Source organism: Carnobacterium funditum DSM 5970 (genome assembly GCF_000744185.1).
GTDB classification, from domain to species: domain Bacteria; phylum Bacillota; class Bacilli; order Lactobacillales; family Carnobacteriaceae; genus Carnobacterium_A; species Carnobacterium_A funditum.
The window spans coordinates 1,617,782-1,640,675 of record NZ_JQLL01000001.1 but is presented as its reverse complement, the minus strand read 5'-3'; the positions used below and the strand labels follow the sequence as shown (position 1 = coordinate 1,640,675).

17 protein-coding genes, 3 rRNA genes, 2 pseudogenes and 1 other annotated feature are annotated in these 22,894 nt (G+C 37.9%); of the genes and pseudogenes, 3 read left to right on the top strand and 19 right to left on the bottom strand.

All coding sequences use genetic code 11. From position 1 onward, the window contains the following. Nucleotides 1-13: 13 nt before the first annotated feature. Complete coding sequence (locus BR44_RS07585) at nucleotides 14-334, bottom strand: hypothetical protein (protein ID WP_034551663.1); 321 nt, start codon at nucleotides 332-334, stop codon at nucleotides 14-16. Nucleotides 335-450: 116 nt separating this feature from the next. After that, nucleotides 451-723, bottom strand: coding sequence for a hypothetical protein (locus BR44_RS07580; protein WP_034551661.1), 273 nt, complete (start codon nucleotides 721-723; stop codon nucleotides 451-453). A 233-nt stretch (nucleotides 724-956) separates the two neighbouring features. Here BR44_RS07580 and BR44_RS11135 point away from each other — a divergent pair, with 233 nt between their 5' ends. Then, nucleotides 957-1,508 carry a helix-turn-helix domain-containing protein gene (locus BR44_RS11135; protein WP_051912605.1) on the top strand — a complete coding sequence of 184 codons (552 nt, stop codon included), beginning with the start codon at nucleotides 957-959 and terminating at the stop codon, nucleotides 1,506-1,508. Between the two features lie 57 nt (nucleotides 1,509-1,565). Then, the gene (locus BR44_RS07570; protein WP_034551658.1) at nucleotides 1,566-2,717 is read left to right on the top strand and encodes a site-specific integrase; all 1,152 of its coding nucleotides are present in this window, start codon (nucleotides 1,566-1,568) and stop codon (nucleotides 2,715-2,717) included. A 151-nt stretch (nucleotides 2,718-2,868) separates the two neighbouring features. Here BR44_RS07570 and BR44_RS07565 read toward each other — a convergent pair whose 3' ends face one another. From BR44_RS07565 to BR44_RS07520, 11 genes and pseudogenes are all read right to left on the bottom strand, one after another. Then, nucleotides 2,869-3,393, bottom strand: a complete 525-nt coding sequence (locus BR44_RS07565) for an NYN domain-containing protein (protein WP_034551656.1) — start codon at nucleotides 3,391-3,393, stop codon at nucleotides 2,869-2,871. 36 nt (nucleotides 3,394-3,429) lie between these two features. Beyond that, nucleotides 3,430-4,182, bottom strand: a complete 753-nt coding sequence (gene rlmB, locus BR44_RS07560) for a 23S rRNA (guanosine(2251)-2'-O)-methyltransferase RlmB (protein WP_034553111.1) — start codon at nucleotides 4,180-4,182, stop codon at nucleotides 3,430-3,432. Between the two features lie 88 nt (nucleotides 4,183-4,270). Next, nucleotides 4,271-4,729: a Mini-ribonuclease 3 gene (locus BR44_RS07555; RefSeq protein ID WP_051912602.1), complete on the bottom strand. Its 459-nt coding sequence runs from the start codon at nucleotides 4,727-4,729 to the stop codon at nucleotides 4,271-4,273. Then, nucleotides 4,692-6,098 carry a cysteine--tRNA ligase gene (cysS, locus tag BR44_RS07550; RefSeq protein WP_034551654.1) on the bottom strand — a complete coding sequence of 469 codons (1,407 nt, stop codon included), beginning with the start codon at nucleotides 6,096-6,098 and terminating at the stop codon, nucleotides 4,692-4,694. Before cysS ends, BR44_RS07555 begins: the two co-directional genes overlap by 38 nt. Nucleotides 6,099-6,140: 42 nt before the next feature. Then, entirely contained in the window at nucleotides 6,141-6,662 is a 522-nt protein-coding gene (gene epsC, locus BR44_RS07545) for a serine O-acetyltransferase EpsC (protein WP_156954919.1), read from the bottom strand. A gap of 61 nt (nucleotides 6,663-6,723) precedes the next feature. Then, nucleotides 6,724-6,958, bottom strand: a binding site (T-box leader). Nucleotides 6,959-6,987: 29 nt separating this feature from the next. After that, nucleotides 6,988-8,457 carry a glutamate--tRNA ligase gene (gene gltX / locus BR44_RS07540; RefSeq protein ID WP_034551653.1) on the bottom strand — a complete coding sequence of 490 codons (1,470 nt, stop codon included), beginning with the start codon at nucleotides 8,455-8,457 and terminating at the stop codon, nucleotides 6,988-6,990. Nucleotides 8,458-8,467: 10 nt separating this feature from the next. Beyond that, nucleotides 8,468-8,956: a 2-C-methyl-D-erythritol 2,4-cyclodiphosphate synthase gene (gene ispF / locus BR44_RS11720; RefSeq protein ID WP_211249894.1), complete on the bottom strand. Its 489-nt coding sequence runs from the start codon at nucleotides 8,954-8,956 to the stop codon at nucleotides 8,468-8,470. Nucleotides 8,957-8,998: 42 nt separating this feature from the next. Beyond that, nucleotides 8,999-9,670 (bottom strand): annotated as a pseudogene (ispD, locus tag BR44_RS11715) (2-C-methyl-D-erythritol 4-phosphate cytidylyltransferase); the annotation flags it as partial. A gap of 10 nt (nucleotides 9,671-9,680) precedes the next feature. After that, entirely contained in the window at nucleotides 9,681-10,790 is a 1,110-nt protein-coding gene (locus BR44_RS07530) for a PIN/TRAM domain-containing protein (RefSeq protein ID WP_034551651.1), read from the bottom strand. A gap of 88 nt (nucleotides 10,791-10,878) precedes the next feature. Beyond that, nucleotides 10,879-12,249 (bottom strand): DNA repair protein RadA, encoded by a 1,371-nt coding sequence (radA, locus tag BR44_RS07525; RefSeq protein ID WP_034551649.1) that lies wholly within the window; start codon nucleotides 12,247-12,249, stop codon nucleotides 10,879-10,881. Between the two features lie 258 nt (nucleotides 12,250-12,507). After that, on the bottom strand, nucleotides 12,508-13,041 hold the full coding sequence (locus BR44_RS07520) for a dCTP deaminase/dUTPase family protein (protein WP_034551648.1): 534 nt from the start codon (nucleotides 13,039-13,041) through the stop codon (nucleotides 12,508-12,510). A gap of 304 nt (nucleotides 13,042-13,345) precedes the next feature. Between BR44_RS07520 and BR44_RS07515 the strand changes: the two genes are divergently transcribed. Then, nucleotides 13,346-14,449, top strand: coding sequence for an ABC transporter ATP-binding protein (locus BR44_RS07515; protein WP_034551647.1), 1,104 nt, complete (start codon nucleotides 13,346-13,348; stop codon nucleotides 14,447-14,449). 117 nt (nucleotides 14,450-14,566) lie between these two features. Here the strand turns inward: BR44_RS07515 and BR44_RS07510 are convergent. The 6 genes and pseudogenes from BR44_RS07510 to msrA form a co-directional block, all read right to left on the bottom strand. Then, nucleotides 14,567-15,112 (bottom strand): annotated as a pseudogene (locus tag BR44_RS07510) (sugar O-acetyltransferase); the annotation flags it as partial. Nucleotides 15,113-15,415: 303 nt separating this feature from the next. Beyond that, complete coding sequence (locus BR44_RS07505) at nucleotides 15,416-16,777, bottom strand: L,D-transpeptidase family protein (RefSeq protein WP_034551645.1); 1,362 nt, start codon at nucleotides 16,775-16,777, stop codon at nucleotides 15,416-15,418. A gap of 136 nt (nucleotides 16,778-16,913) precedes the next feature. Beyond that, nucleotides 16,914-17,029 (bottom strand): 5S ribosomal RNA (gene rrf / locus BR44_RS07500). Between the two features lie 88 nt (nucleotides 17,030-17,117). Next, a 23S ribosomal RNA gene (locus BR44_RS07495) occupies nucleotides 17,118-20,038 on the bottom strand. Between the two features lie 204 nt (nucleotides 20,039-20,242). Next, nucleotides 20,243-21,804 (bottom strand): 16S ribosomal RNA (locus BR44_RS07490). Together the 16S, 23S and 5S rRNA genes form the textbook arrangement of a ribosomal RNA operon. 494 nt (nucleotides 21,805-22,298) lie before the next feature. Further along, on the bottom strand, nucleotides 22,299-22,835 hold the full coding sequence (msrA, locus tag BR44_RS07485; RefSeq protein ID WP_034551642.1) for a peptide-methionine (S)-S-oxide reductase MsrA: 537 nt from the start codon (nucleotides 22,833-22,835) through the stop codon (nucleotides 22,299-22,301). Between the last annotated feature and the right edge of the window lie 59 nt (nucleotides 22,836-22,894).

Sequence of the window (22,894 nt, the reverse complement as noted above, 5' to 3'; positions counted from 1 at the left end):
TTGAGCTATGAACTCACTCAAGGCTGTTTTTTTGTTCTCTTTCTAAGTCCTCAACTTCATCAGAAATCTTACATAACTTACCAATAGTTTTCTCTGAATCAACAATTGCGTTTGCCGTAAAAGAAACAATATGCGGCAAAATTCTAGAAACTTCATGCTGCAAAATGTTTAGATCAATTAATGAATTTGATTTCTTGAAATTATCGTTTTGTGTGTCTAAACCCTCAACAACATCATTTACGAAAAAGATACCTGTCTTAATTTTTTCTACTTCCGTAACTAAATCTAATAATTGAATACTCAGGCTTTCAATACTCACGTTTTCATTTTTCATTTTTATATTTCCCCTTTTTATATTTTATTTTTATTAATGATTACCTTTGTGCATCAATCTTTTTGAATTCTTCTACTTTAATTTATACTTCTTTAGCGGTGCACCCACACCATTTTTTATATCTTATGCTTGTTTAAAAACTGAACTGCGTCTTGCATGTCTATTAAAGAGATTCCATCAATTTGTATAACTTTTAAACCATTATCAATCCATGCAGAAAGTGTGTTATAGCTAATACATACCTCCGTACAGAAATCTTTTTTCTTAAAGTACCGTTTACCACTGTTTACTTTAGTATCTGCTGCAGTGCTCATAATTACTTTAGTTACAGTATCTATAATTTGTTTTTCTAGTTCTTTAGAAAACATTCCAAAAACTTGATTTTCCATTCTCTTCACCTCCTTTTAATTCGCTATTGTCGATTAAGAAGATCAAAAAAATAATCGCTATCGTCGACTTCTTAATTTCATTATCTCACAGGTGTTAAATGAAGTCAACAAGATTGTTCGACGTTAGTGAATAATTTTATTGATTAGTTTTGATATCATTAGAAAACATTCGACATTAGTGAATCGATATATTATACTCTAATTATAGTTATAATAAAAAGAGGTGATAAATAATGTCAGTTGGCGATAATATCAAAACTTTAAGAAAAAATCGTGGTATGACTCAAAAAGAATTAGCAAAAGTTTTAGGGATATCAAAATCATATATGAGCGAGTTAGAATCGAACAAAAGAAACCCTAGTATTGAAACTATAAAAAAGATTAGCGAGAATCTAAACGTTACGATAAGTTTTTTAGTAGAAGGTAGTGTTGTAAATTGGAATAATCTTACAGAAGCTGATAAAGAAAAATTAACTAAAAATAATAAAGAAGTAGCTAAGAATCAATCAGAAAATTATAGAGAAAGTTTATTATATTTTTTAAATAACCCTTCTAATGAAACTTATTACAAAGAATCAATATCTTTACTTGATGAAGCTCTTTTGTATTCTAGAATTCACGAAACTAAAGGAAGTGAAGATCCTAAACTAATTCGTTTTTTAGCTGCAACAGTTTCATTGTTAAATGCTTATAGCCTAAACGATTCAGAAATATCTTTATATAGTAAGGAAGAAATCAAAGAACAGCTAAATAAACGTATTAACTTTATTATTGATAATATTTAAAATTATTTAAAAAACTTTATATCCTTTATATGCACCCACATAAAAGGAGAAAAAAACATGGCAACAATAAAAAAATACACAAAAAAAGACGGTTCAACCGCCTGGATGTTTAACACTTATTTAGGTACTGATCCAATGACTGGCAAACAGAAAAGAACTACTAGAAGAGGTTTTATTAGCTACAAAGAAGCTAAGCTCACTCTAGCAAGATTAGAGGTCGAGATTGAAAAGAATGGCTTTAAAAAGGTTTCTATTGATACATTTGAAGAGGTCTATCAACTTTGGCTTGATTCAGCCTATAAGAATACTGTTAGAGAAAGCACGTTTGTTAAAACTAAAGAATTATTTATTAACCATATTTTGCCCGCTTTCGGTTCTCATAAAGTGGATAAGATAACTGTTAAATTTTGTCAAACCACTGTGAATGATTGGAGCAAGCGACTTACTAAATATGGTAGTTTAAAAAACTATGTAAGTAGAGTATTAGAGTACGCTATGAATATTGGCATGGTTGAGTTTAACCCCATGCAGCGCATAACAACTCCTAGACGTAAAGAAGATTTTAATAAGACTAAAGTTGATAACTTTTATACTAAAGATGAATTACAGCTATTTCTTGAATGTGCTAAAAAAGAACTATATGGCAGATGGTATACTTTCTTTCGATTGCTGGCATTTTCTGGAATGCGTAAAGGTGAGGCACTGGCCTTGCTTTGGAGCGACATAGACTTTAAAAACAATACTGTATCTATTTCTAAAGCTTTAACTAGAGGAGAAAACAAGAAGCTCATTGTTCAGCCACCTAAGACTAAAACAAGCGTGCGTGTGCTGTTACTCGATAATGTGACTATGAATGTATTAAGAGAGTGGAAAAGTCAACAAGCGACTGATTATTTGAAGTTAGGCTTCAATACTAACCACAGTAAACAGCCTATGTTCACTACAAAAAATAATGACTATATCCAGTCCACTGATACCACTAACCAAATAAATAAAGTCATCAAAGCTTATGATCTAAAAAAAATAACAACTCATGGCATAAGGCACACAAGTTGCGTTCTTTTGTTTGAAGCTGGAGCAAGTATCAAAGAAGTGCAAGAACGATTAGGCCATTCAGACGTGCAAACTACATTAAATATTTACGCTCATATTACTGAAAAAGCAAAAGAAGAAACCGTTGAGAAATTCGCTTCGTATATGAATTTTTAAATTTTACGTATTCAATTACGTATTCAAGCATAAAAAATAAGCCCACACATGGCGTGAAAAAGGCTTAGTAACAATGATTGATGTCTTTGACTAAAATATATACTTGAGTCTACTATTCTCGAAAGTTTCTAAAAAAATGAGACACCCTCATTTATCTTTTAGTCAAATCATCTCTCAATTTTTCCAGTTCATCTAGTTGAAGGCGGTTCCATGGAGAATTGCGCCGATATTGTTGAAAATGGTATTCTTTTGCATCTGAAGTAATAGCTTTTTTAGCCAATTGTAAATCTTTGTATAATTCATTAGCAGACTTACGCAAGGCTCCTTTTTGAAAGACCAACCACTGTTCTGCGAGATCGCTCGTTGCAACCGTGACTTGAGTAACCAATAAATTCTCTTCTCCAATTATACGTTCAATATAACTATCCGCTGTTTCTCCTTCTTTCGTGAAAACAACGGTTAATGTATATTTTTTATACGACTTTTGGATTCCAGGGACAAGTTGGGCATCAAATATCACACGGATTTCAATTCCCGCATATTGTTGATAATTTGATAGTTCATGAAGCAGCAATTCTCTAGCGTCTTCCATCTCATCTTTATCTTTTAATTTCACTAATTCTGGCCACGAACCTATCATATTATATCCGTCAATAATTAACAATTCTTTTTTCATGAAATTTAGCCCCCCCCTCCCTCATTATTTTCTCATTTAAATTTTGTGCCGTCCTCTGAAGACTTCATACATCAATAAACTAGCAGCAACGCTGGCGTTTAAACTCTGGACGTGACCTGTCATAGGAATAGTTAACATCCCATCCATTTGTTCTTTCACCAATCGAGTAATCCCTTTTCCTTCGTTTCCGATTACCAATGCTAACGGCATGCTTGTTTCCCATCTGCGGTAATCTTGGCCTTCCATATCCGTTCCATAGAACCAAATTCCTCGTTCTTTTAAGTCGTTGATTGTTTGAGTTAAATTAGTTACGCGTGCTACAGGAACATGTTCTATTGCTCCAGTTGAAGCCTTAGCAACTGTTGCTGTTAGACCAACAGCTCGTCTTTTGGGAATAATAATCCCATGTGCGCCACTCGCATCAGCGGTACGCATAATTGAACCGAGATTATGTGGATCTTCTACTCCATCTAAAATAATGAAAAATGGATCCTCTCCTTTTGCAGCAGCAACATCAAATAAGTCATCGATGGTTGCATATTGGAAAGCAGCAGCAGCAATTACCACCCCTTGATGGGTTACGCCTTCTACTAATCGATCTAATTTCGTTTTAGGTACATATGAAATTTGAATATTTCTTTTTTTTGACAGTTGTTGAATTTCATTCATTTTAGATCCACTTAAACCTTCTTGAATAAATACTTTATTGATATCTCGTTCGGATTTTAATACTTCTATTGCTGGAAGTCGACCGGCAACTAAGTCTTGTTGTTGTTCTTCTTTATCCACTAGTTCAGCAGGAGAAGTCTCATCTCTTCGATCTCTATCAGATTTAGGCTGTCTTTTTTGATTCGGTTTTTGTTTGTTAAATGCATGCTTATCTTTGGACATTATTTTTTACCTCCATAGTGTTAATACACCAGCTGATTAACTCTTCCATTCGTTTTGTTTGCTTTGATAAATGCAAGTAACCCATCAGCGCTTCAAATCCTGTTGAGGTACGATAAGTTATAATATCTGCATTTTTTGCTGTAGTATGGCTTTTGGCATTTCTACCACGTTTATACATCTCTATTTCTTTTTCGGTTAAGAGATTTTCCTCTTCTAACATCTCATGCATCAACATATTTTGTGCTTTAGCTGAGACATACTTAGTGGCTGTTTTATGCAATTGATTCGGCCGTGTATACCCAATTTGAACTAAGTGCTCGCGGATATATATTTCATAAATCGCATCTCCTACATACGCTAACGCTAGTCCATTCAAAAGCGACCAATCTTTTTCTACTATTTCTTTATTATTCTCTTCGCCATCTTGTTCCTTGTGGGGTATCATCTAAAATAATTCCTTCCGTCTTTAATTGATCTCTAATTTCATCGCTTCTTTTAAAATTCTTATTCAATCGTGCAGCATTTCTTTCTTCGATTAATTCTTCAATTTTAGCATCCTCTAATTCTTTCGTATCAAAAGTGATTCCAAAAATTTGCATCAATTCTTTAAATTGAGAAAGCATCGCTGTTAAAACTTTTCCTGAAACTTTATTCTGTTCATTATAGATATTCATTATTTTTGCTATTTCATAAATGACCGTAATGCCATTAGCTGAATTAAAATCATCATCCATTTCTTCGATGAACTGATTTTTTAAAGTTGTCAGTTGATTTAAATAATTTGAGTCGTCAGGTAATTCTTCTAACGCATCGGTTAAACGGTAAGAACTATTTTCATATGCTCTTCTTAATTTATTTAAGTTTGTCTTAGCATCTTCAATCGTTGCTTCATTGTAACTGATAGGTCGTCTGTATTGTGTAGTAGCCATGAAGAATCGTAGAATTTGTGGGTCAACTTTCTCAATCATATCATGTACTAAGACAAAATTCCCAAGAGATTTACTCATTTTTTCATTATCCATTGTCACAAATCCATTATGCATCCAATAATTAGCAAATGTTTGGCCTGTCTTAGCCTCACTTTGGGCTATTTCATTTTCATGATGTGGAAAAGATAAATCTTGTCCTCCAGCATGGATATCAATGGTGTCTCCTAGGTATTTAGTTGCCATTACTGAACATTCAATATGCCAACCTGGTCGGCCTGGGCCCCACGGTGATTTCCAATTAATTTCATCTGCCTTGATCGCTTTCCATAAAGCAAAATCTAAAGGATCTTCCTTCTTTTCATTCTCACTAGATTCTGTTCGGTTGCTAGCTCCCACTTCTAATTCATCAATAGAAATACCACTTAATTGCCCATATTTTTTGAATTTTCGCGTTCTATAATACACATCTCCGTCAACGGCATAAGCGTATCCTTTTTCAATTAGAACTTTTATAAAATCTACTATTTCGGGAATGTTTTCCATGACACGTGGATTAGCTGTTGCTTTTCCAACACCTAATGCTTTCGTGTCATTATAATAAGCCTCAATAAACCGATCAGCCACTTCCGGAGCCGTCATGTTAAGTTCTTTAGCCGCACGAATAATTTTGTCATCTACATCCGTAAAATTAGAGACAAAATTCACTTCATAATTTCGGTATTCTAAATATCGTCTTACCGTATCAAATGCAACTGTGCTACGAGCATTGCCAATGTGAATGTAATTATACACTGTTGGACCACAAACATACATTTTTACTTTCCCGGGTTCTATTGGAGTAAAAATCTCTTTTTCTCTTGTTAGGGTATTATATATTTTTATCACCGTTAAGCTCCTCACTTTAGAACGACCATAAGTCATTTAATCTTATTTTTTGTTGTGTATCCGTACTATCTCAGCTGGTATCCCGACTGCTGTTACTCCTGCTGGAATAGATTTTAACACTACAGCTGAAGCACCAATTTTAGTATCATCACCGATAGTGATTGGCCCAATTACTTGGACATGAGCAGACAATAAGACATTGTTTCCGATAGTCGGGTGCCTTTTACCTTCATCCTTGCCTGTTCCGCCTAACGTCACGCCATGAAACATGACTACATCATCGCCTATAGTAGCTGTTTCTCCCACTACCACACCCATCCCGTGATCAATAAACAATCTTCTGCCAATAACAGCTCCTGGATGAATTTCAATTCCAGTTAAAAACCGGGAAAAATTAGCAATTATGCGAGCAATCAAATAGAAATGATTCAAGTATAATTTATGAGCTACACGATGGGATAGAATGGCATAGAAGCTAGGATAAGTTAAAATGATTTCAAGTGTACTTTTAACAGAAAGATCTTTTTGTTTGATTGTTTTAAGATCTTCTCTCATTCGTTTCACTATATCCCTCCACTCGTTCGAGTAAATTACATCTGAAAATAAAACAGCGCCTTTTATTTTTATAAAAGACGCTGTTAGCGTTGTTCCACTTTTTTTAATTTCTATCTCTATAAATAAAATCAGATTATTTACAGAATTATTTTAGACAAATTAACGGTTGCTACCGGTTGATACCTACTCTTCTTTCAATATCACAACTCAGAGAGGCACTTCACGTTTAAAAAAATGTCTGTTTACACCACCACAGACTCTCTTTAGATTTTTTAAACGTTACTCTTTCTCGTCACAGTTTTTTTTATTCAATTATTTTTACTAATCTTGCTATTTATAAATGGGAAATAGCTGTCTGTAAATGTGCTTTAGTTTTTTCGCGACCAAGCAATTCAATTGTTTCAGGTAACTCAGGTCCGTGAACTTGTCCAGTCACTGCTACTCTGATTGGCATGAAGAGATTTTTCCCTTTGATTCCTGTTTCCTTTTGAATGGATTTAATTCCGGCTTTAATACTAACCGCATCAAATGTTTCTAGTTCCGTCATGACTTTATCAAATGCATTAAGAACTTCAGGAACGGTTTCTCCAGCTAATATTTCTTTTGCTGCTTCGTCCAATTCTGGCGTTTCTGTAAAGAATAAGCTAGCCAATGTTGTGATTTCAGCACCATAACTCATTTGTTCATGGTACAGCCCAATGACTCTTTGAACCCATTCTTTCTTGTCAGCTGACAGGTTTTCTTCTACATAACCTGCTTTGATTAAATGAGGCATAGCTAACTTCGTTACTGTTTCTAAATCAGTTTGTTTCATGTATTGATTGTTGATCCAATCTAGTTTTTTAGGATCAAATGCTGCTGGTGATTTGCTCAAACGGTCTGGATTAAACATTTTTATAAAGTTTTCTTGATCAAAGATTTCGTCTTCGCCAACTGGTGACCAACCAAGTAAAGCAATAAAGTTAAACATTGCTGCTGGTAAATAGCCCAAATCACGGTACTGTTCAATAAATTGTAGGATACTTTCATCACGTTTACTTAATTTCTTTCCTGTTTCACTATTAACAATTAACGTCATGTGTCCAAAAGTTGGCGCCTTCCAACCAAATGCTTCATAAATCATCAATTGTTTTGGCGTATTAGCAATGTGATCATCGCCACGTAATACATGCGTAATTTCCATATAATGATCGTCTACTGCTACTGCGAAATTGTATGTTGGCATACCATCACGTTTAGCAATAACAAAATCTCCACCTACACTACTTGCTTCAAAAGTAATCGTACCTTTCACCATATCTTCGAAGCTATAAGTATTTTCTGGTGAAACTCTGAAACGGATAACAGGTTCGATCCCTTCAGTCTCTTTAGCTTGTTGCTCTTTTGAAGATAAGTTAGCACAGCTCCCACTATAATGAGGCATTTCTCCACGAGCACGTTGTGCATCGCGTTCTGCTTCTAATTCTTCTTCAGAACAGTAACATTTGTAAGCGCGACTGCCTAATAATAATTGTTCAACCAGTGGATCATAAGTAGATCGTCTTTCAGATTGTCTATATGGACCATATTTGCCGGGTTTATCAGGACTTTCATCCCAATCCATACCTAACCATTTCAAATTTTCCAATTGGCTTTTTTCACCATTTTCGATATTGCGCTTTTGGTCAGTATCTTCAATTCTTATAATAAAGTCTCCATTGTTATGTTTGGCAAATAAATAATTAAACAAAGCTGTCCGAGCATTCCCGATGTGTAAATTACCTGTTGGACTTGGTGCATAGCGTACACGAACTTTTTTTGTCATGATTATTTCCTCATTTCTGAATAGTATTTTTTTCAAGTAGACAAATAGCCATTGCTGCGATACCTTCTTGACGCCCGACAAAACCCATTTTCTCGGATGTCGTCGCTTTTACGTTAACACGTTCTGCATCTATTTGACAATCAAATGCTAGATTTTTCTGCATTTCTTTTAAATACGGTTGCATTTTTGGTTTTTCTGCTAAAATTGTCGCATCTATATTGATGATAGCAAATTTTTCAACCCTTAATAGTTCGCTAACTTGTTTTAGTAATTCTCTAGAATTTACTTCTTTAAAAACTGGATTAGTATCAGGAAATAAATGTCCTATATCCCCTTTTCCCGCAGCTCCAAGCAGGGCATCAATAATCGCATGGATTAAAACATCTGCATCAGAATGACCAGAAAGACCTTTTTCAAAAGGTATTTTTATACCACCTAGTATACAAGGTCGCCCTTCTACTAGTTGATGAACATCATACCCTTGACCAACTCTTTGCATCTTGTCCTCCTTTTGTTCTTTTTGCTGATGTTTTAATATTGCTTCTCCCATAATCATATCTTCAGGTGTTGTTATTTTAATATTATCATAACTGCTTGGTACCATCACGACCTGTTTACCGAGACGCTCAATTAGTGAAGCATCATCTGTTCCCAAGAAACCTTCTGCCTTTGCTGTTTGATGCGCTTTAAGTATTAAAGCACTACTGAACGCTTGAGGTGTTTGAACTTGCCATAACTCAGAGCGTGGCAGTGTTTCTGTCACTATTTTTTTTTCAACTTTTTTAATCGTATCTTTTACAGGAACGCCTAAAACAGCAGCTTTTGTCTGATGGACAACGTCATTTAAGGCTTTGATTGAACGACTATCCACAAAAGGTCGGGCCCCATCGTGAATCATAACAAAGCCGTTTAGATTTTTTAACTTTTTCAGTCCACAACTCACACTATCTTGCCGTTCAACCCCACCTTCCACAATCGTAATAAGAATAGTTGTGGTCGTTGTTTCTTTTTTAACTAATTTTTTTAGCAAAGGTATTTCGTCTTTTTTTGCCACGATAATAATATGGCAGCAGTTATTATCGTTTAAAAAAGTTCTTAAAGAATAGACGATCAATGGTTTCTCTAATAATGGCAGTAAAACTTTATTTTCCGAAGTTCCCATGCGCTTTCCATGACCGGCCGCCAATAAAATCAGCTCATAGTCTTTGTTCATCACAAGGCTCCTATTCTTTTTCTTTGATTCCTTTTTGAGAATGTACTGGTTTTGCAAAAATCATACGGCCAGCAGCTGTTTGAAGAGCACTTGTTACAACAACAGTAATTGTTTTATTCATGAAGTATTGTCCATCTTCTACTACAATCATTGTGCCATCATCCAAATAAGCTACTCCCTGATTACGTTCTGTTCCTATTTTAACAACCATAACCGTCATTTGTTCCCCTGGAATCACTACAGGTTTCACCGCATTAGCTAGTTCATTGATATTTAGGACTGGAACATTTTGAAATTCACTAACTTTATTTAAATTATAGTCATTTGTAACGACAACTCCATCTAAAAGTTTTGCAAGTTTAATTAATTTCGAATCAACTTCTGTAATATCTTCAAAATCGCCATCGTACATTTCAACATCCATATCATTTTCTTTTTGTAGTGCATTTAAGATATCCAATCCTCTTCTTCCCCTTACACGTTTAAGGCTATCTGAAGAGTCCGCAATATACTGCAATTCTTGAAGAACAAAGTTAGGAATTAATAAAACACCTTCAACGAAACCTGTTTTAGCGATATCATAAATTCTGCCATCAATAATTACGCTAGTATCCAAAATTTTGTACTTTCTAAAGGTTTCATCTGATTTTCTTTCTAATAATTGATTTTCTTCTTCTGTAGTTTTTTTAGCTTTTATTTGAAACATTTTTTTCCATTCTTCTCGTCTAGTCGTTCCAATACGAAAACCAAGGTACGCAAAAACGACCATTATGATTATTGGCAAGATGTTACTGATAACTGGTAATGATAAACCAATCAAAAAGAGACTTCCCAACCAAGCCAAAACCATACCGATAATGGTTCCCATGCTACCAAATAGTAAATAAGTCACACTTTGCTGGCTTAGCAATACTTCTATTTTCTTAATACCTTGTTCAATGTACTTTGTGGTAGGAAGAGAAATTAATAAAAATATAATAGCACCAATCACAATATTCACAAAGCCATAATTCATAAACTGATTTGAAACACTAAAGATATCCCATACCATTGGTAACAAGCTTGCTCCTATACTTCCACCAACTAGCACAAAGACTCCCATAATAATTTTTTTAGCCAAAATAATCCTCCTTTTTCAATAGTCCTGCACCTCTGATTTGGTTCTAAAACAGAGGCTACACCCTCTATTTGATCTCTTATATTGATAGTTACCCAAAAGCTTTTCTAATGCTATCAGTGATGGTTGACACCCCTATAATTTCAATATCCTTAGGAAATGCCCACCCGCCAATATTATTTTTGGGAATGAAAATTCGAATGAATCCTAATTTAGCAGCCTCTTGAACTCGTTGGTCGATGCGACTGACTCTTCTTACTTCTCCAGTCAACCCTATTTCTCCAATAAAACAATCTTTTGGACGTGTCTCTTTTTCTTGGTAACTAGAGGTGATGCTCATCGCAATTGCCAAGTCGATAGCTGGTTCGTCTAATTTCACTCCACCGGCTGCTTTTAAATAAGCATCTTGATTTTGCAACAATAAGCCAGCTCTTTTTTCTAAAACAGCCATAATTAATGATACTCGATTATGATCTAACCCACTTACAGTTCGTTTGGCATTTCCAAAAACAGTTGGTGTGATTAGAGACTGGATTTCGGCAAGTATTGGCCTCGTTCCTTCCATTGCAGCCACAACAGCTGATCCTGTTGCCCCAGCTAAACGTTCTTCAAGAAACATCTCTGAAGGGTTAAGGACCTCTACTAATCCACCATTACGCATTTCAAAAATCCCAATTTCATTCGTTGAACCAAATCGGTTTTTGACTGCTCTTAGAATACGAAAAGTATGGTGTCGGTCTCCTTCAAAATAAAGAACCGTATCTACCATGTGTTCTAACATTTTAGGCCCAGCAATGGAACCTTCTTTCGTCACATGCCCTACGATAAAGATAGCAATATTGTTAGTCTTAGCTATTTTCATTAAATCTGCTGTACTTTCTCGTACTTGGCTAACACTTCCGACGACACTTGAAACATCTGGCTGGCTCATCGTTTGGATAGAATCGATAACAACAAAATCCGGTTTTATTTCTTCAATCGTTTGACGAATAGCTGCCATGTCTGTTTCAGGATAAATATAAAAATTATCCCCTTTAACCCCTAATCGATTAGCACTCATCTTAAGTTGGCTCGCACTTTCTTCTCCTGACACATATAATACCTTGCCACCAGTATCATTTAACTGAGCAGAAACCTGTAACAATAAGGTTGATTTACCAATTCCGGGGTCTCCTCCAATTAAAATTAAGGATCCTGGTACTACTCCCCCGCCTAATACGCGGTTTAATTCAGCTAATTTAGTTTTTACTCTCGGTATTTTTGAAACGGTAATTTCTTGGATGGTTTGAGCTTTAGCAGATTTCCCAGTCATACTCACACGACTTCTACGGTTATTTTTATCTGCAATAATTTCTTCTTCCATTTGGTTCCACGCACCACAGTTTGGGCAACGTCCCATCCATTTCGGAGATTCGTATCCACAAGCTTGGCAAACAAACTTTGTTGATATTTTTTTTGCCACCAATCGAACCTTCCCTTCGTTTTTTACATAGATTGCAAGTATATTTTACCACAAAAATAACAATAATAGGTTTAAAAGCCTTTTATTAACTGTACTACCTTATTTATTATCTATCTTGTTTTACTATAAATTTACGCCATTTGAACAGAAATTTTTTAATTAGTTTTATAGTGTTTAGTTTATTCTTAAAAAAACTGTCGATAAGTTAAGAATGCCATATTCTCAGTTTATCTACAGTCTCATTACACATCTTACTCTTTACTTCCCAGAAGAACCAAACCCACCTAGACGATTTTCCCCAGTAGTCCTTTCATTATCAGCTTTCAAAAACGGTAAGAATATTCCTTGTCCAATCCTATCACCCTTTTTGATCACATGATCTTTGATACCATAATTAATAAATTGGAAATAAATTTGGCCTTCATTAGATGCATTGTTATAATAATCTGAATCGATCACACCTATTCCATTAGGAAGTACTAATTGATTCTTAATCGGGTTGCTTGAGCGATTGGCTAGCTGTAAAAATTCATCTTCTTCCATATAGGCTTTTATGCCTGTTGGCACTAGGGTCGATTGCAAGTACTTGCGATTTTCTTCTGCAAGAGAAAAATCATTTTTATTATTTAGTGGCTGTTTATTCTTTAATAAAACTTTCCAAATAGAAGGTACTAGACAGTCTTCAGCTGCTTCGAAGTCATATCCTGCTGCATAATTGGTCGCTCTAATAGGCATCTTAACATCTTTTTCTTGATAAGCTGTCACAATTTCAAAACCACGTTGTTTAGTCATTTCCGGTCCCCTTTATTCTATCGATTGAAAACAAAAAATTTGATTTATCGTATCTTATTTATTTAAAAATATCTTATATAGTATAACAAATATTTAATCGCATTACGATACCTGCAATTATTTATTCAAAAGAATATCCGCCAGTTTATACTCAACTTCTTATACCCTGAATGGGCACTATGCACAAAAAATAGCAGAAAACTTGTGCATTGCTCCGTTTCAAAAAGATAACGTTTACATTATACTGGATATATTGACGAACATGTTATATAACTAACAATAAAAAATAGGATAGGTGATCAGGATGGTAGAAATCGCTTTAAATAATATTAATAAGAAATATGAAAATAATGAAAATTATTCTGTTACAGACTTCAACTTAAATATTAAAGACAAAGAATTTATCGTTTTTGTTGGACCCTCTGGTTGTGGAAAATCTACAACTTTACGAATGATTGCAGGATTGGAAGATATTTCTGAAGGAGAACTATTTATCGGCGATACATTGATGAATGATGTCGCTCCTAAAGACCGTGATATCGCAATGGTTTTTCAAAATTATGCTTTATATCCTCATATGACCGTCTATGATAATATGGCTTTTGGACTAAAATTACGTAAATATAAAAAAGAGGAAATCAATCGTCGTGTAGAAGAAGCCGGTGAGATTTTAGGCCTTACTGAATACTTACAACGTAAACCAGCTGCATTATCAGGCGGACAACGCCAACGTGTAGCACTAGGTCGCGCTATCGTGCGTGATGCTAAAGTTTTCCTTATGGATGAACCCTTATCTAACTTAGATGCTAAGCTACGTGTAGCTATGCGTGCAGAAATTGCAAAGTTGCATCGTCGTCTTGAAACAACTACTATTTATGTTACTCATGATCAAACTGAAGCCATGACTATGGCTGATCGCATCGTTATTATGAAAGATGGCTTTGTTCAACAAATTGGATCTCCTAAAGACGTTTATGACACTCCGGTTAATAAATTCGTGGCTGGTTTTATTGGTTCTCCAGCAATGAACTTCTTCGATGTAACATTAAATGGAAATGTTTTGACTAATGGAGCTGGCTTAAAATTAGTTATTCCAGAAGGAAAAAGTAAATTCTTGATTTCTAAAGGATATGATGGCAAAAAATTAGTTTTTGGTATTCGCCCAGAAGACATTCATAGCGAACAAATTGCTTTAGATGCAGATCCTACTAGTGTTGTTCATGCTGAAGTTGTTGTATCAGAATTATTAGGTGCTGAAACAATGTTGTACACACGTGTAGACAATACTGAATTTATTTCTAAAGTTGATGCACGTGATTATCATAAGCCTGGAGAATTTATTGACTTGGCATTTAACCTTAATAAGAGCCACTTCTTTGATCTTGAAACAGAGGAAGTTCTTCGTTAAACATCCTTATTATCTCAACTTAATTCATTATAGATAAATAAATTAGTCCTTTACTTTTAACAAAAAAATCTAAGTTTAGGACTACTGTCCTAAACTTAGATTTTTACTTTATAAATTCAACACTTTTATTATTTTCGCAGGATTGCCTCCAAGGACAACATTATCAGGAAATGATTTCGTTACAACAGATCCCGCCCCAACAATCACATTATCCCCTAACGTTACACCCGGAATAATGATGGCTCCTCCACCAACCCATACATTATCTCCAAACGTAATAGGCTTGCCATACTCAATTGACGTATTGCGTTTAACTGGATCAAGTGGATGAGTAGCAGTATATAACTGAACATTCGGAGCTAACATACAATTCTCCCCAATTTTTATTGGACAACTATCTAGTAACGTACAATTAAAATTCGCATAGAAATTCTCTCCAATATGGATGTTAAATCCATAATCTACTATCAGACCACTATTTATATGATATTTATTGCCTGTTGTTCCAAATAAGTTTTTTAGTATGGCCTTACCTTGCTCTGGATCTTGTGCTTGATGGAACGCTCTCAATTCTTGCTGTGCATGTTTTCTAGCTATCGATAATTCTAAATCAGACGCCTCATACATTTCCCCACCAATCATCTTTTCTTTTTCTGTCCGCATATTTTTATATCTCCTTATTTCCTTATTGTAAATTTTATACCTATTATAATTATAGATAGTCTTTTATACAGACTAGTCTAGCCGAACGATAACCTAACTGCCATGATCGAAACGTCGTCATCGCAAAGCAAAAAAAGGTTAAAAACACATTTTTTGAGTTTGCACCCTGAACCTCTATTTCTTCACTAGTGATGAAAATATTCTTGTAAAAGATGCTTATGAATGCTTCAAGAGATAAACTTTTACTTAATATTTTTTTAAAATGTATAATAGGTATCTATTCCCATTGCACCTATCTGTTATTTAATAAATGACTACCGGGATACCCGTTTTAATTTGATTGTATATTTTCAACATGACCGCAGGTGGCGTATTGATGCAACCGTGGGAACCTTTGGTTAAATGAGTATTCCCCCCATAATTAGATTGCCATGGGGAATCATGAATACCCACACCATCCCAATCAACTGGAAGCCAATAATCAACTGGGGTAGCATAGTCTTCACCGGTTAAAGTAGCATTACGCTCCTTCTTCCAAACATAAAAAACTCCTTTTGGTGTTGGAGTTTTTGGTTTCCCAGAAATAACATCTGTTTCTAAAAATAATTTCCCGTTTTCATAAACCCACATATGCTGCGAGCTTAAGTCAATTTCAATATAACTTTCTCCAAATTCATTTCCATCATCCGAATAGCCTGATCCATTGTAACGTGGTGTTCGGTCGATATTCTTTCCAAGCAAGATATCATTCGTTAAAGATTCTGTCTCACGAGTTACATCTAATGTCCAACCGTATATTCCAGGGGGTACCTTGACTATACCTTTTTTTGTTGTTTTAAAGTTTCGTGTTTTTTTGTAAGTGCTATGTTTATTACTTAATTCTTGCATGTATGAAGTAGCACTTTCTTTATTTACCACTATTGATCCTGTTTCATTTAAGTCTAACCAGTTGAATAATGTTTCACGTGGTACAACTTCTTTTACACCAGAAATAGTATAGGCAATAGACAGACTGTTTAATTTTTTTAGTTCATTTAAATTAGATTGTAATGTCTTATCAGAAATTATTACAGTAGGTTTAGCATATCCCTGTTTTAGGTCAATTTTTGTTACCCCTTCTCGTACAGACTCCATTAGCAAGTCACTAACTTTAGATTTATCAAAAAAGTCGCCTGTCACTTCAGGTTGAATACTAAATTTACCATCTTTTTTGATTATCTTTGCATTGACAGATTTTTTACGATGTTCTTGATCTAGCGGTAAACTAGATACGAATGTTTCAACTTTTTTATCATCAAAGGCTAAACTTTCAACCGTTAGTTGCTTATTATTGGAACTGACTTTATTTATTAGCCATGTCCAGTTATTTTGTTTTTTTATTTCTTTTTCTAGTGTTTTTGTAAAGTCAGACGCAACACCAATATCTGTTCCTACAAAAGTAAATAATTCTTTTTTATCTTCAACTACTTTGAATCTTTTTCCTTGATAGTGCTTTTTCATTGTCTGATTGGCTTCTTCAGCTGTCTCATTTCCAATCGATATGCCATCAACAGCTGTTTTAGCTAAAAATTGATTTTCATACTTCATACTTATCGCTAAGTAGAAGCCTCCAATTAACACTAAAAAAAGAGTCAATCCCGAAACAACTAATTTTTTCCTATTCATTGTATTCATCCTTTTTAAAAAAACATTTTTTATTTTATCCCTCTTATTCTATCATGTTTTGTTTTGAATAAGAGGTTTATACAAAAAATAAAAAATAAAAAAAAGCATCATCCGAAGATGATGCTTTTTTTAAGATGCGCGGCAGCGTCCTACTCTCACAAAGGGAAACCCTTCACTACCATCGGCGCTAAGAAGCTTAACTGCTGTGTTCGGCATGGGAACAGGTGTGACCTTCTTGCCATCGCCACCACACATCTTACATATAAGAGAACGTTGTTCTCTCAAAACTGGATAGTGTTTAACTATAAGGGCTTAAAACCGTTTCTTCATCGTTTAAAAATTGGTTAAGTCCTCGACCGATTAGTATTGGTCCGCTCCATACATCGCTGTACTTCCACTTCCAACCTATCTACCTGATCATCTCTCAGGGGTCTTACTCACTTACGTGATGGGAAATCTCATCTTGAGGGGGGCTTCACGCTTAGATGCTTTCAGCGTTTATCCCGTCCACACATAGCTACCCAGCGATGCTCTTGGCAGAACAACTGGTACACCAGCGGTGTGTCCATCCCGGTCCTCTCGTACTAAGGACAGCTCCTCTCAAATTTCCTGCGCCCGCGACGGATAGGGACCGAACTGTCTCACGACGTTCTGAACCCAGCTCGCGTACCGCTTTAATGGGCGAACAGCCCAACCCTTGGGACCGACTACAGCCCCAGGATGCGATGAGCCGACATCGAGGTGCCAAACCTCCCCGTCGATGTGGACTCTTGGGGGAGATAAGCCTGTTATCCCCAGGGTAGCTTTTATCCGTTGAGCGATGGCCCTTCCATACGGAACCACCGGATCACTAAGCCCGACTTTCGTCCCTGCTCGACTTGTAGGTCTCGCAGTCAAGCTCCCTTCTGCCTTTACACTCTACGAATGATTTCCAACCATTCTGAGGGAACCTTTGGGCGCCTCCGTTACACTTTAGGAGGCGACCGCCCCAGTCAAACTGCCCGTCAGACACTGTCTCCCAGCCAGATTATGGCTGTGGGTTAGAGTGGTCATACAGCAAGGGTAGTATCCCACCATTGCCTCCACCAAGACTAGCGTCCTGGCTTCATAGGCTCCTACCTATCCTGTACAAGCTGTACAAACACTCAATATCAAACTGCAGTAAAGCTCCATGGGGTCTTTCCGTCCTGTCGCGGGTAACCTGCATCTTCACAGGTACTATAATTTCACCGAGTCTCTCGTTGAGACAGTGCCCAAATCATTACGCCTTTCGTGCGGGTCGGAACTTACCCGACAAGGAATTTCGCTACCTTAGGACCGTTATAGTTACGGCCGCCGTTTACTGGGGCTTCAATTCTGAGCTTCGCTCGAAAGCTAACCCATCCTCTTAACCTTCCAGCACCGGGCAGGCGTCAGCCCCTATACGTCATCTTTCGATTTAGCAGAGACCTGTGTTTTTGATAAACAGTTGCTTGGGCCTATTCACTGCGGCTGACCAATTGGTCAGCACCCCTTCTCCCGAAGTTACGGGGTCATTTTGCCGAGTTCCTTAACGAGAGTTCGCTCGCACACCTTAGGATTCTCTCCTCGACTACCTGTGTCGGTTTGCGGTACGGGCAGATTGTTTCTAACTAGAAGCTTTTCTTGACAGTGTGACATCAGGAACTTCGGTACTTAATTTCCCTCCCCATCACAACTTGTCCTTAATAGAGGCAAGCATTTGACTCACCTCAAGACTTGTTGCTTGGACGCACATATCCAACAGTGCGTATTCCTTAGCCTACTGTGTCCCTCCATTGTTCAAACAAAACAAACTGGTACAGGAATCTCAACCTGTTGTCCATCGTCTACGCCTATCGGCCTCGACTTAGGTCCCGACTAACCCTGGGAGGACGAGCCTTCCCCAGGAAACCTTAGTCATTCGGTGGACGGGATTCTCACCCGTCTTTCGCTACTCATACCGGCATTCTCACTTCTAAGCGCTCCACCAGTCCTCACGGTCTAGCTTCGACGCCCTTAGAACGCTCTCCTACCATAGAACCTAAGTTCTATCCACAGCTTCGGTGTTATGTTTAGCCCCGGTAAATTTTCGGCGCAGGGTCACTCGACTAGTGAGCTATTACGCACTCTTTAAATGATGGCTGCTTCTGAGCCAACATCCTAGTTGTCTAAGCAACCCCACATCCTTTTCCACTTAACATAAACTTTGGGACCTTAGCTGGTGGTCTGGGCTGTTTCCCTCTCGACTACGGATCTTATCACTCGTAGTCTGACTCCCGGATATAAATCAATGGCATTCGGAGTTTATCTGAATTCGGTAACCCGAGAAGGGCCCCTAGTCCAAACAGTTGCTCTACCTCCATGATTCTAATTCCGAGGCTAGCCCTAAAGCTATTTCGGAGAGAACCAGCTATCTCCAAGTTCGATTGGAATTTCTCCGCTACCCACACCTCATCCCCGCATTTTTCAACATACGTGGGTTCGGTCCTCCAGTGCGTATTACCGCACCTTCAACCTGGACATGGGTAGATCACTTGGTTTCGGGTCTACGACCACATACTCATTCGCCCTATTCAGACTCGCTTTCGCTACGGCTCCGTCTCATCAACTTAACCTCGCATGGGATCGTAACTCGCCGGTTCATTCTACAAAAGGCACGCTATCACCCATTAACGGGCTCTAACTACTTGTAAGCACACGGTTTCAGGTGCTGTTTCACTCCCCTTTCGGGGTTCTTTTCACCTTTCCCTCACGGTACTGGTTCACTATCGGTCACTAGGGAGTATTTAGCCTTGGGAGATGGTCCTCCCGGATTCCGACGGAATTTCTCGTGTTCCGCCGTACTCAGGATACTGATCAGAGTGAACGAAGTTTCAGTTACGGGGCTTTTACCCTCTTTGGCGGACCTTTCCAGGTCGCTTCTCCTACTTCGTTCATTTATGACTCTATGTGTTCAGTCCTACAACCCCAGAAAGCAAGCTTTCTGGTTTGGGCTATTCCCGTTTCGCTCGCCGCTACTCAGGGAATCGATTTTTCTTTCTCTTCCTGCAGGTACTTAGATGTTTCAGTTCTCTGCGTCTACCTCTATTGACCTATGTATTCAGTCAATAGTAACACCCGATAAAGAGTGCTGGGTTTCCCCATTCGGAAATCTCTGGATCAAAGCTTACTTACAGCTCCCCAAAGCATATCGGCGTTAGTCCCGTCCTTCTTCGGCTCCTAGTGCCAAGGCATCCACCGTGCGCCCTTATTAACTTAACCTATGGTCATGTTAACTACTTCATTCACCTCATGGTGAAGAAATACATTAAAAAATAAAACGCGATGTTTTCTTGGTTTCTTGCTTTTCTTACATGTTAAACACTATCCAGTTTTCAAAGAACAACTAACTTACTGTTTGAGAAGATTAGACCTCTCAAAACTGAGCAAAGTAAAACAACTGTGACGGTTCCGTTATATCCTTAGAAAGGAGGTGATCCAGCCGCACCTTCCGATACGGCTACCTTGTTACGACTTCACCCCAATTATCTATCCCACCTTAGGCGGCTGGCTCCCAAAAGGGTTACCTCACCGACTTCGGGTGTTACAAACTCTCGTGGTGTGACGGGCGGTGTGTACAAGACCCGGGAACGTATTCACCGCGGCGTTCTGATCCGCGATTACTAGCGATTCCGGCTTCATGCAGGCGAGTTGCAGCCTGCAATCCGAACTGAGAATGGCTTTAAGAGATTAGCTTGACCTCGCGATCTTGCGACTCGTTGTACCATCCATTGTAGCACGTGTGTAGCCCAGGTCATAAGGGGCATGATGATTTGACGTCATCCCCACCTTCCTCCGGTTTATCACCGGCAGTCTCACTAGAGTGCCCAACTGAATGCTGGCAACTAATAATAGGGGTTGCGCTCGTTGCGGGACTTAACCCAACATCTCACGACACGAGCTGACGACAACCATGCACCACCTGTCACTTTGTCCCCGAAGGGAAAGCTCTATCTCTAGAGTGGTCAAAGGATGTCAAGACCTGGTAAGGTTCTTCGCGTTGCTTCGAATTAAACCACATGCTCCACCGCTTGTGCGGGTCCCCGTCAATTCCTTTGAGTTTCAGCCTTGCGGCCGTACTCCCCAGGCGGAGTGCTTAATGCGTTAGCTGCAGCACTGAGGGGCGGAAACCCCCCAACACTTAGCACTCATCGTTTACGGCGTGGACTACCAGGGTATCTAATCCTGTTTGCTCCCCACGCTTTCGAGCCTCAGCGTCAGTTACAGACCAGAGAGTCGCCTTCGCCACTGGTGTTCCTCCATATATCTACGCATTTCACCGCTACACATGGAATTCCACTCTCCTCTTCTGCACTCAAGTTCTCCAGTTTCCAATGACCTTCCCCAGTTGAGCTGGGGTCTTTCACATCAGACTTAAAGAACCGCCTGCGCTCGCTTTACGCCCAATAAATCCGGACAACGCTTGCCATCTACGTATTACCGCGGCTGCTGGCACGTAGTTAGCCATGGCTTTCTGGTTAGATACCGTCAGGGGATGAGCAGTTACTCTCATCCTTGTTCTTCTCTAACAACAGAGTTTTACGATCCGAAAACCTTCTTCACTCACGCGGCATTGCTCCGTCAGACTTTCGTCCATTGCGGAAGATTCCCTACTGCTGCCTCCCGTAGGAGTCTGGGCCGTGTCTCAGTCCCAGTGTGGCCGATCACCCTCTCAGGTCGGCTACGTATCATTGCCTTGGTGAGCCATTACCTCACCAACTAGCTAATACGCCGCGGGTCCATCCATAAGCGGTAGCCGAAGCCACCTTTCATCCGTTCGCCATGCGGCAATCAGAATTATGCGGTATTAGCATCCGTTTCCGAATGTTATCCCCCACTTATGGGCAGGTTACCCACGTGTTACTCACCCGTCCGCCACTCCTCTTTCCAGTCGAGTGCAAGCACTCAATAGAAAAGAAGCGTTCGACTTGCATGTATTAGGCATGCCGCCAGCGTTCGTCCTGAGCCAGGATCAAACTCTCATAAAAGTTGAACCAACCCGTTAGGATTGCTTCGCTTTTTAACGATGCTTGAAGCTCATTAAAATGACTTGCTAGCGAAATTACTTTCACTTTGTTTCTTTTGGTTCGACCCTTGGTCGAACCGCCGTACACAGTTTATTGTTTTACTTTGTTCAGTTTTCAAAGGTCTAATTTGTTTGCCGTTGTCGTTTTGACAACTTCTAAATATTACCAGAAGTTGTTTAACTTGTCAACAACTTTTAAATATTTTTTTGTTTCGTTGCTGCGTTGTATCGCTGCGACATCTACTAATATAACAGCTAAGCATAGATCCGTCAATGATTTTCAGACAATAAAGTTGTTGTTTTTTAAAAACAAACATTCATTTTATTAAAGCTGAAATTCATTCCTTCATAGCTATAAAAACTAATCAATTCTTTATTTCCGTTCGTTATTGTTCGTTTTTTTAAAAATAAGAATTCTTCGTTTAAAAAAACGAAGAATTCTTATTTTTTGTCTTGCTAGTTATCTTTCCATTTCTTTTCGATAAAGCGAACTCTACCAGATCCTTTACTATACCGTGAATAATGTGTAGGATTTTTTTTGTAGAACTCTTGATGATAGATTTCAGCAGGATAAAAAGTTTCTGCTGGTTCAACACTTGTGACAATTGTTTTTTTAAATCGTCCACTATTTTGTAAAGCTAATTTAGAAGATTCCGCTATCTGCCTTTGTTCTTCATTATGATAAAAAATTACCGGGCGATAAGATGAACCTTTATCTGCAAACTGGCCACTTGCATCTGTTGGATCAGTTTGTCTCCAATAGATTTCTACTAAATCTTTGTAACTCATTATCTCTGAATCAAAAGTGATTTGGACAGCTTCTGTGTGCCCTGTTGTATCACTGCAAACCTCTTCATAAGTGGGATTAACCGTGTGTCCACCAGTATATCCTGAAATAACTGCCTGTATGCCTGGCTGTGTATCAAATGGCTTCACCATGCACCAAAAACATCCTCCAGCAAATGTAGCTTTTTGAAAATTTTGCTCACTCAACTTTATTTCCCCCTCCATTACAATTCTAGATAGATTATATCACGACAATTTAAGAGAAG

Excerpts from the sequence above, each read along its gene's own strand:
- BR44_RS07555 (WP_051912602.1), bottom strand. The coding sequence starts at position 4,729 with ATGATACCCCACAAGGAACAAGATGGCGAAGAGAATAATAAAGAAATA.
- BR44_RS07565 (WP_034551656.1), bottom strand. The coding sequence starts at position 3,393 with ATGAAAAAAGAATTGTTAATTATTGACGGATATAATATGATAGGTTCG.
- ispF (WP_211249894.1), bottom strand. The coding sequence starts at position 8,956 with ATGCAAAGAGTTGGTCAAGGGTATGATGTTCATCAACTAGTAGAAGGG.
- BR44_RS07520 (WP_034551648.1), bottom strand. The coding sequence starts at position 13,041 with ATGACTAAACAACGTGGTTTTGAAATTGTGACAGCTTATCAAGAAAAA.
- BR44_RS07580 (WP_034551661.1), bottom strand. The coding sequence starts at position 723 with ATGGAAAATCAAGTTTTTGGAATGTTTTCTAAAGAACTAGAAAAACAA.
- BR44_RS07570 (WP_034551658.1), top strand. The coding sequence starts at position 1,566 with ATGGCAACAATAAAAAAATACACAAAAAAAGACGGTTCAACCGCCTGG.
- BR44_RS07585 (WP_034551663.1), bottom strand. The coding sequence starts at position 334 with ATGAAAAATGAAAACGTGAGTATTGAAAGCCTGAGTATTCAATTATTA.
- BR44_RS11135 (WP_051912605.1), top strand. The coding sequence starts at position 957 with ATGTCAGTTGGCGATAATATCAAAACTTTAAGAAAAAATCGTGGTATG.
- BR44_RS07515 (WP_034551647.1), top strand. The coding sequence starts at position 13,346 with ATGGTAGAAATCGCTTTAAATAATATTAATAAGAAATATGAAAATAAT.
- BR44_RS07505 (WP_034551645.1), bottom strand. The coding sequence starts at position 16,777 with ATGAATAGGAAAAAATTAGTTGTTTCGGGATTGACTCTTTTTTTAGTG.
- gltX (WP_034551653.1), bottom strand. The coding sequence starts at position 8,457 with ATGACAAAAAAAGTTCGTGTACGCTATGCACCAAGTCCAACAGGTAAT.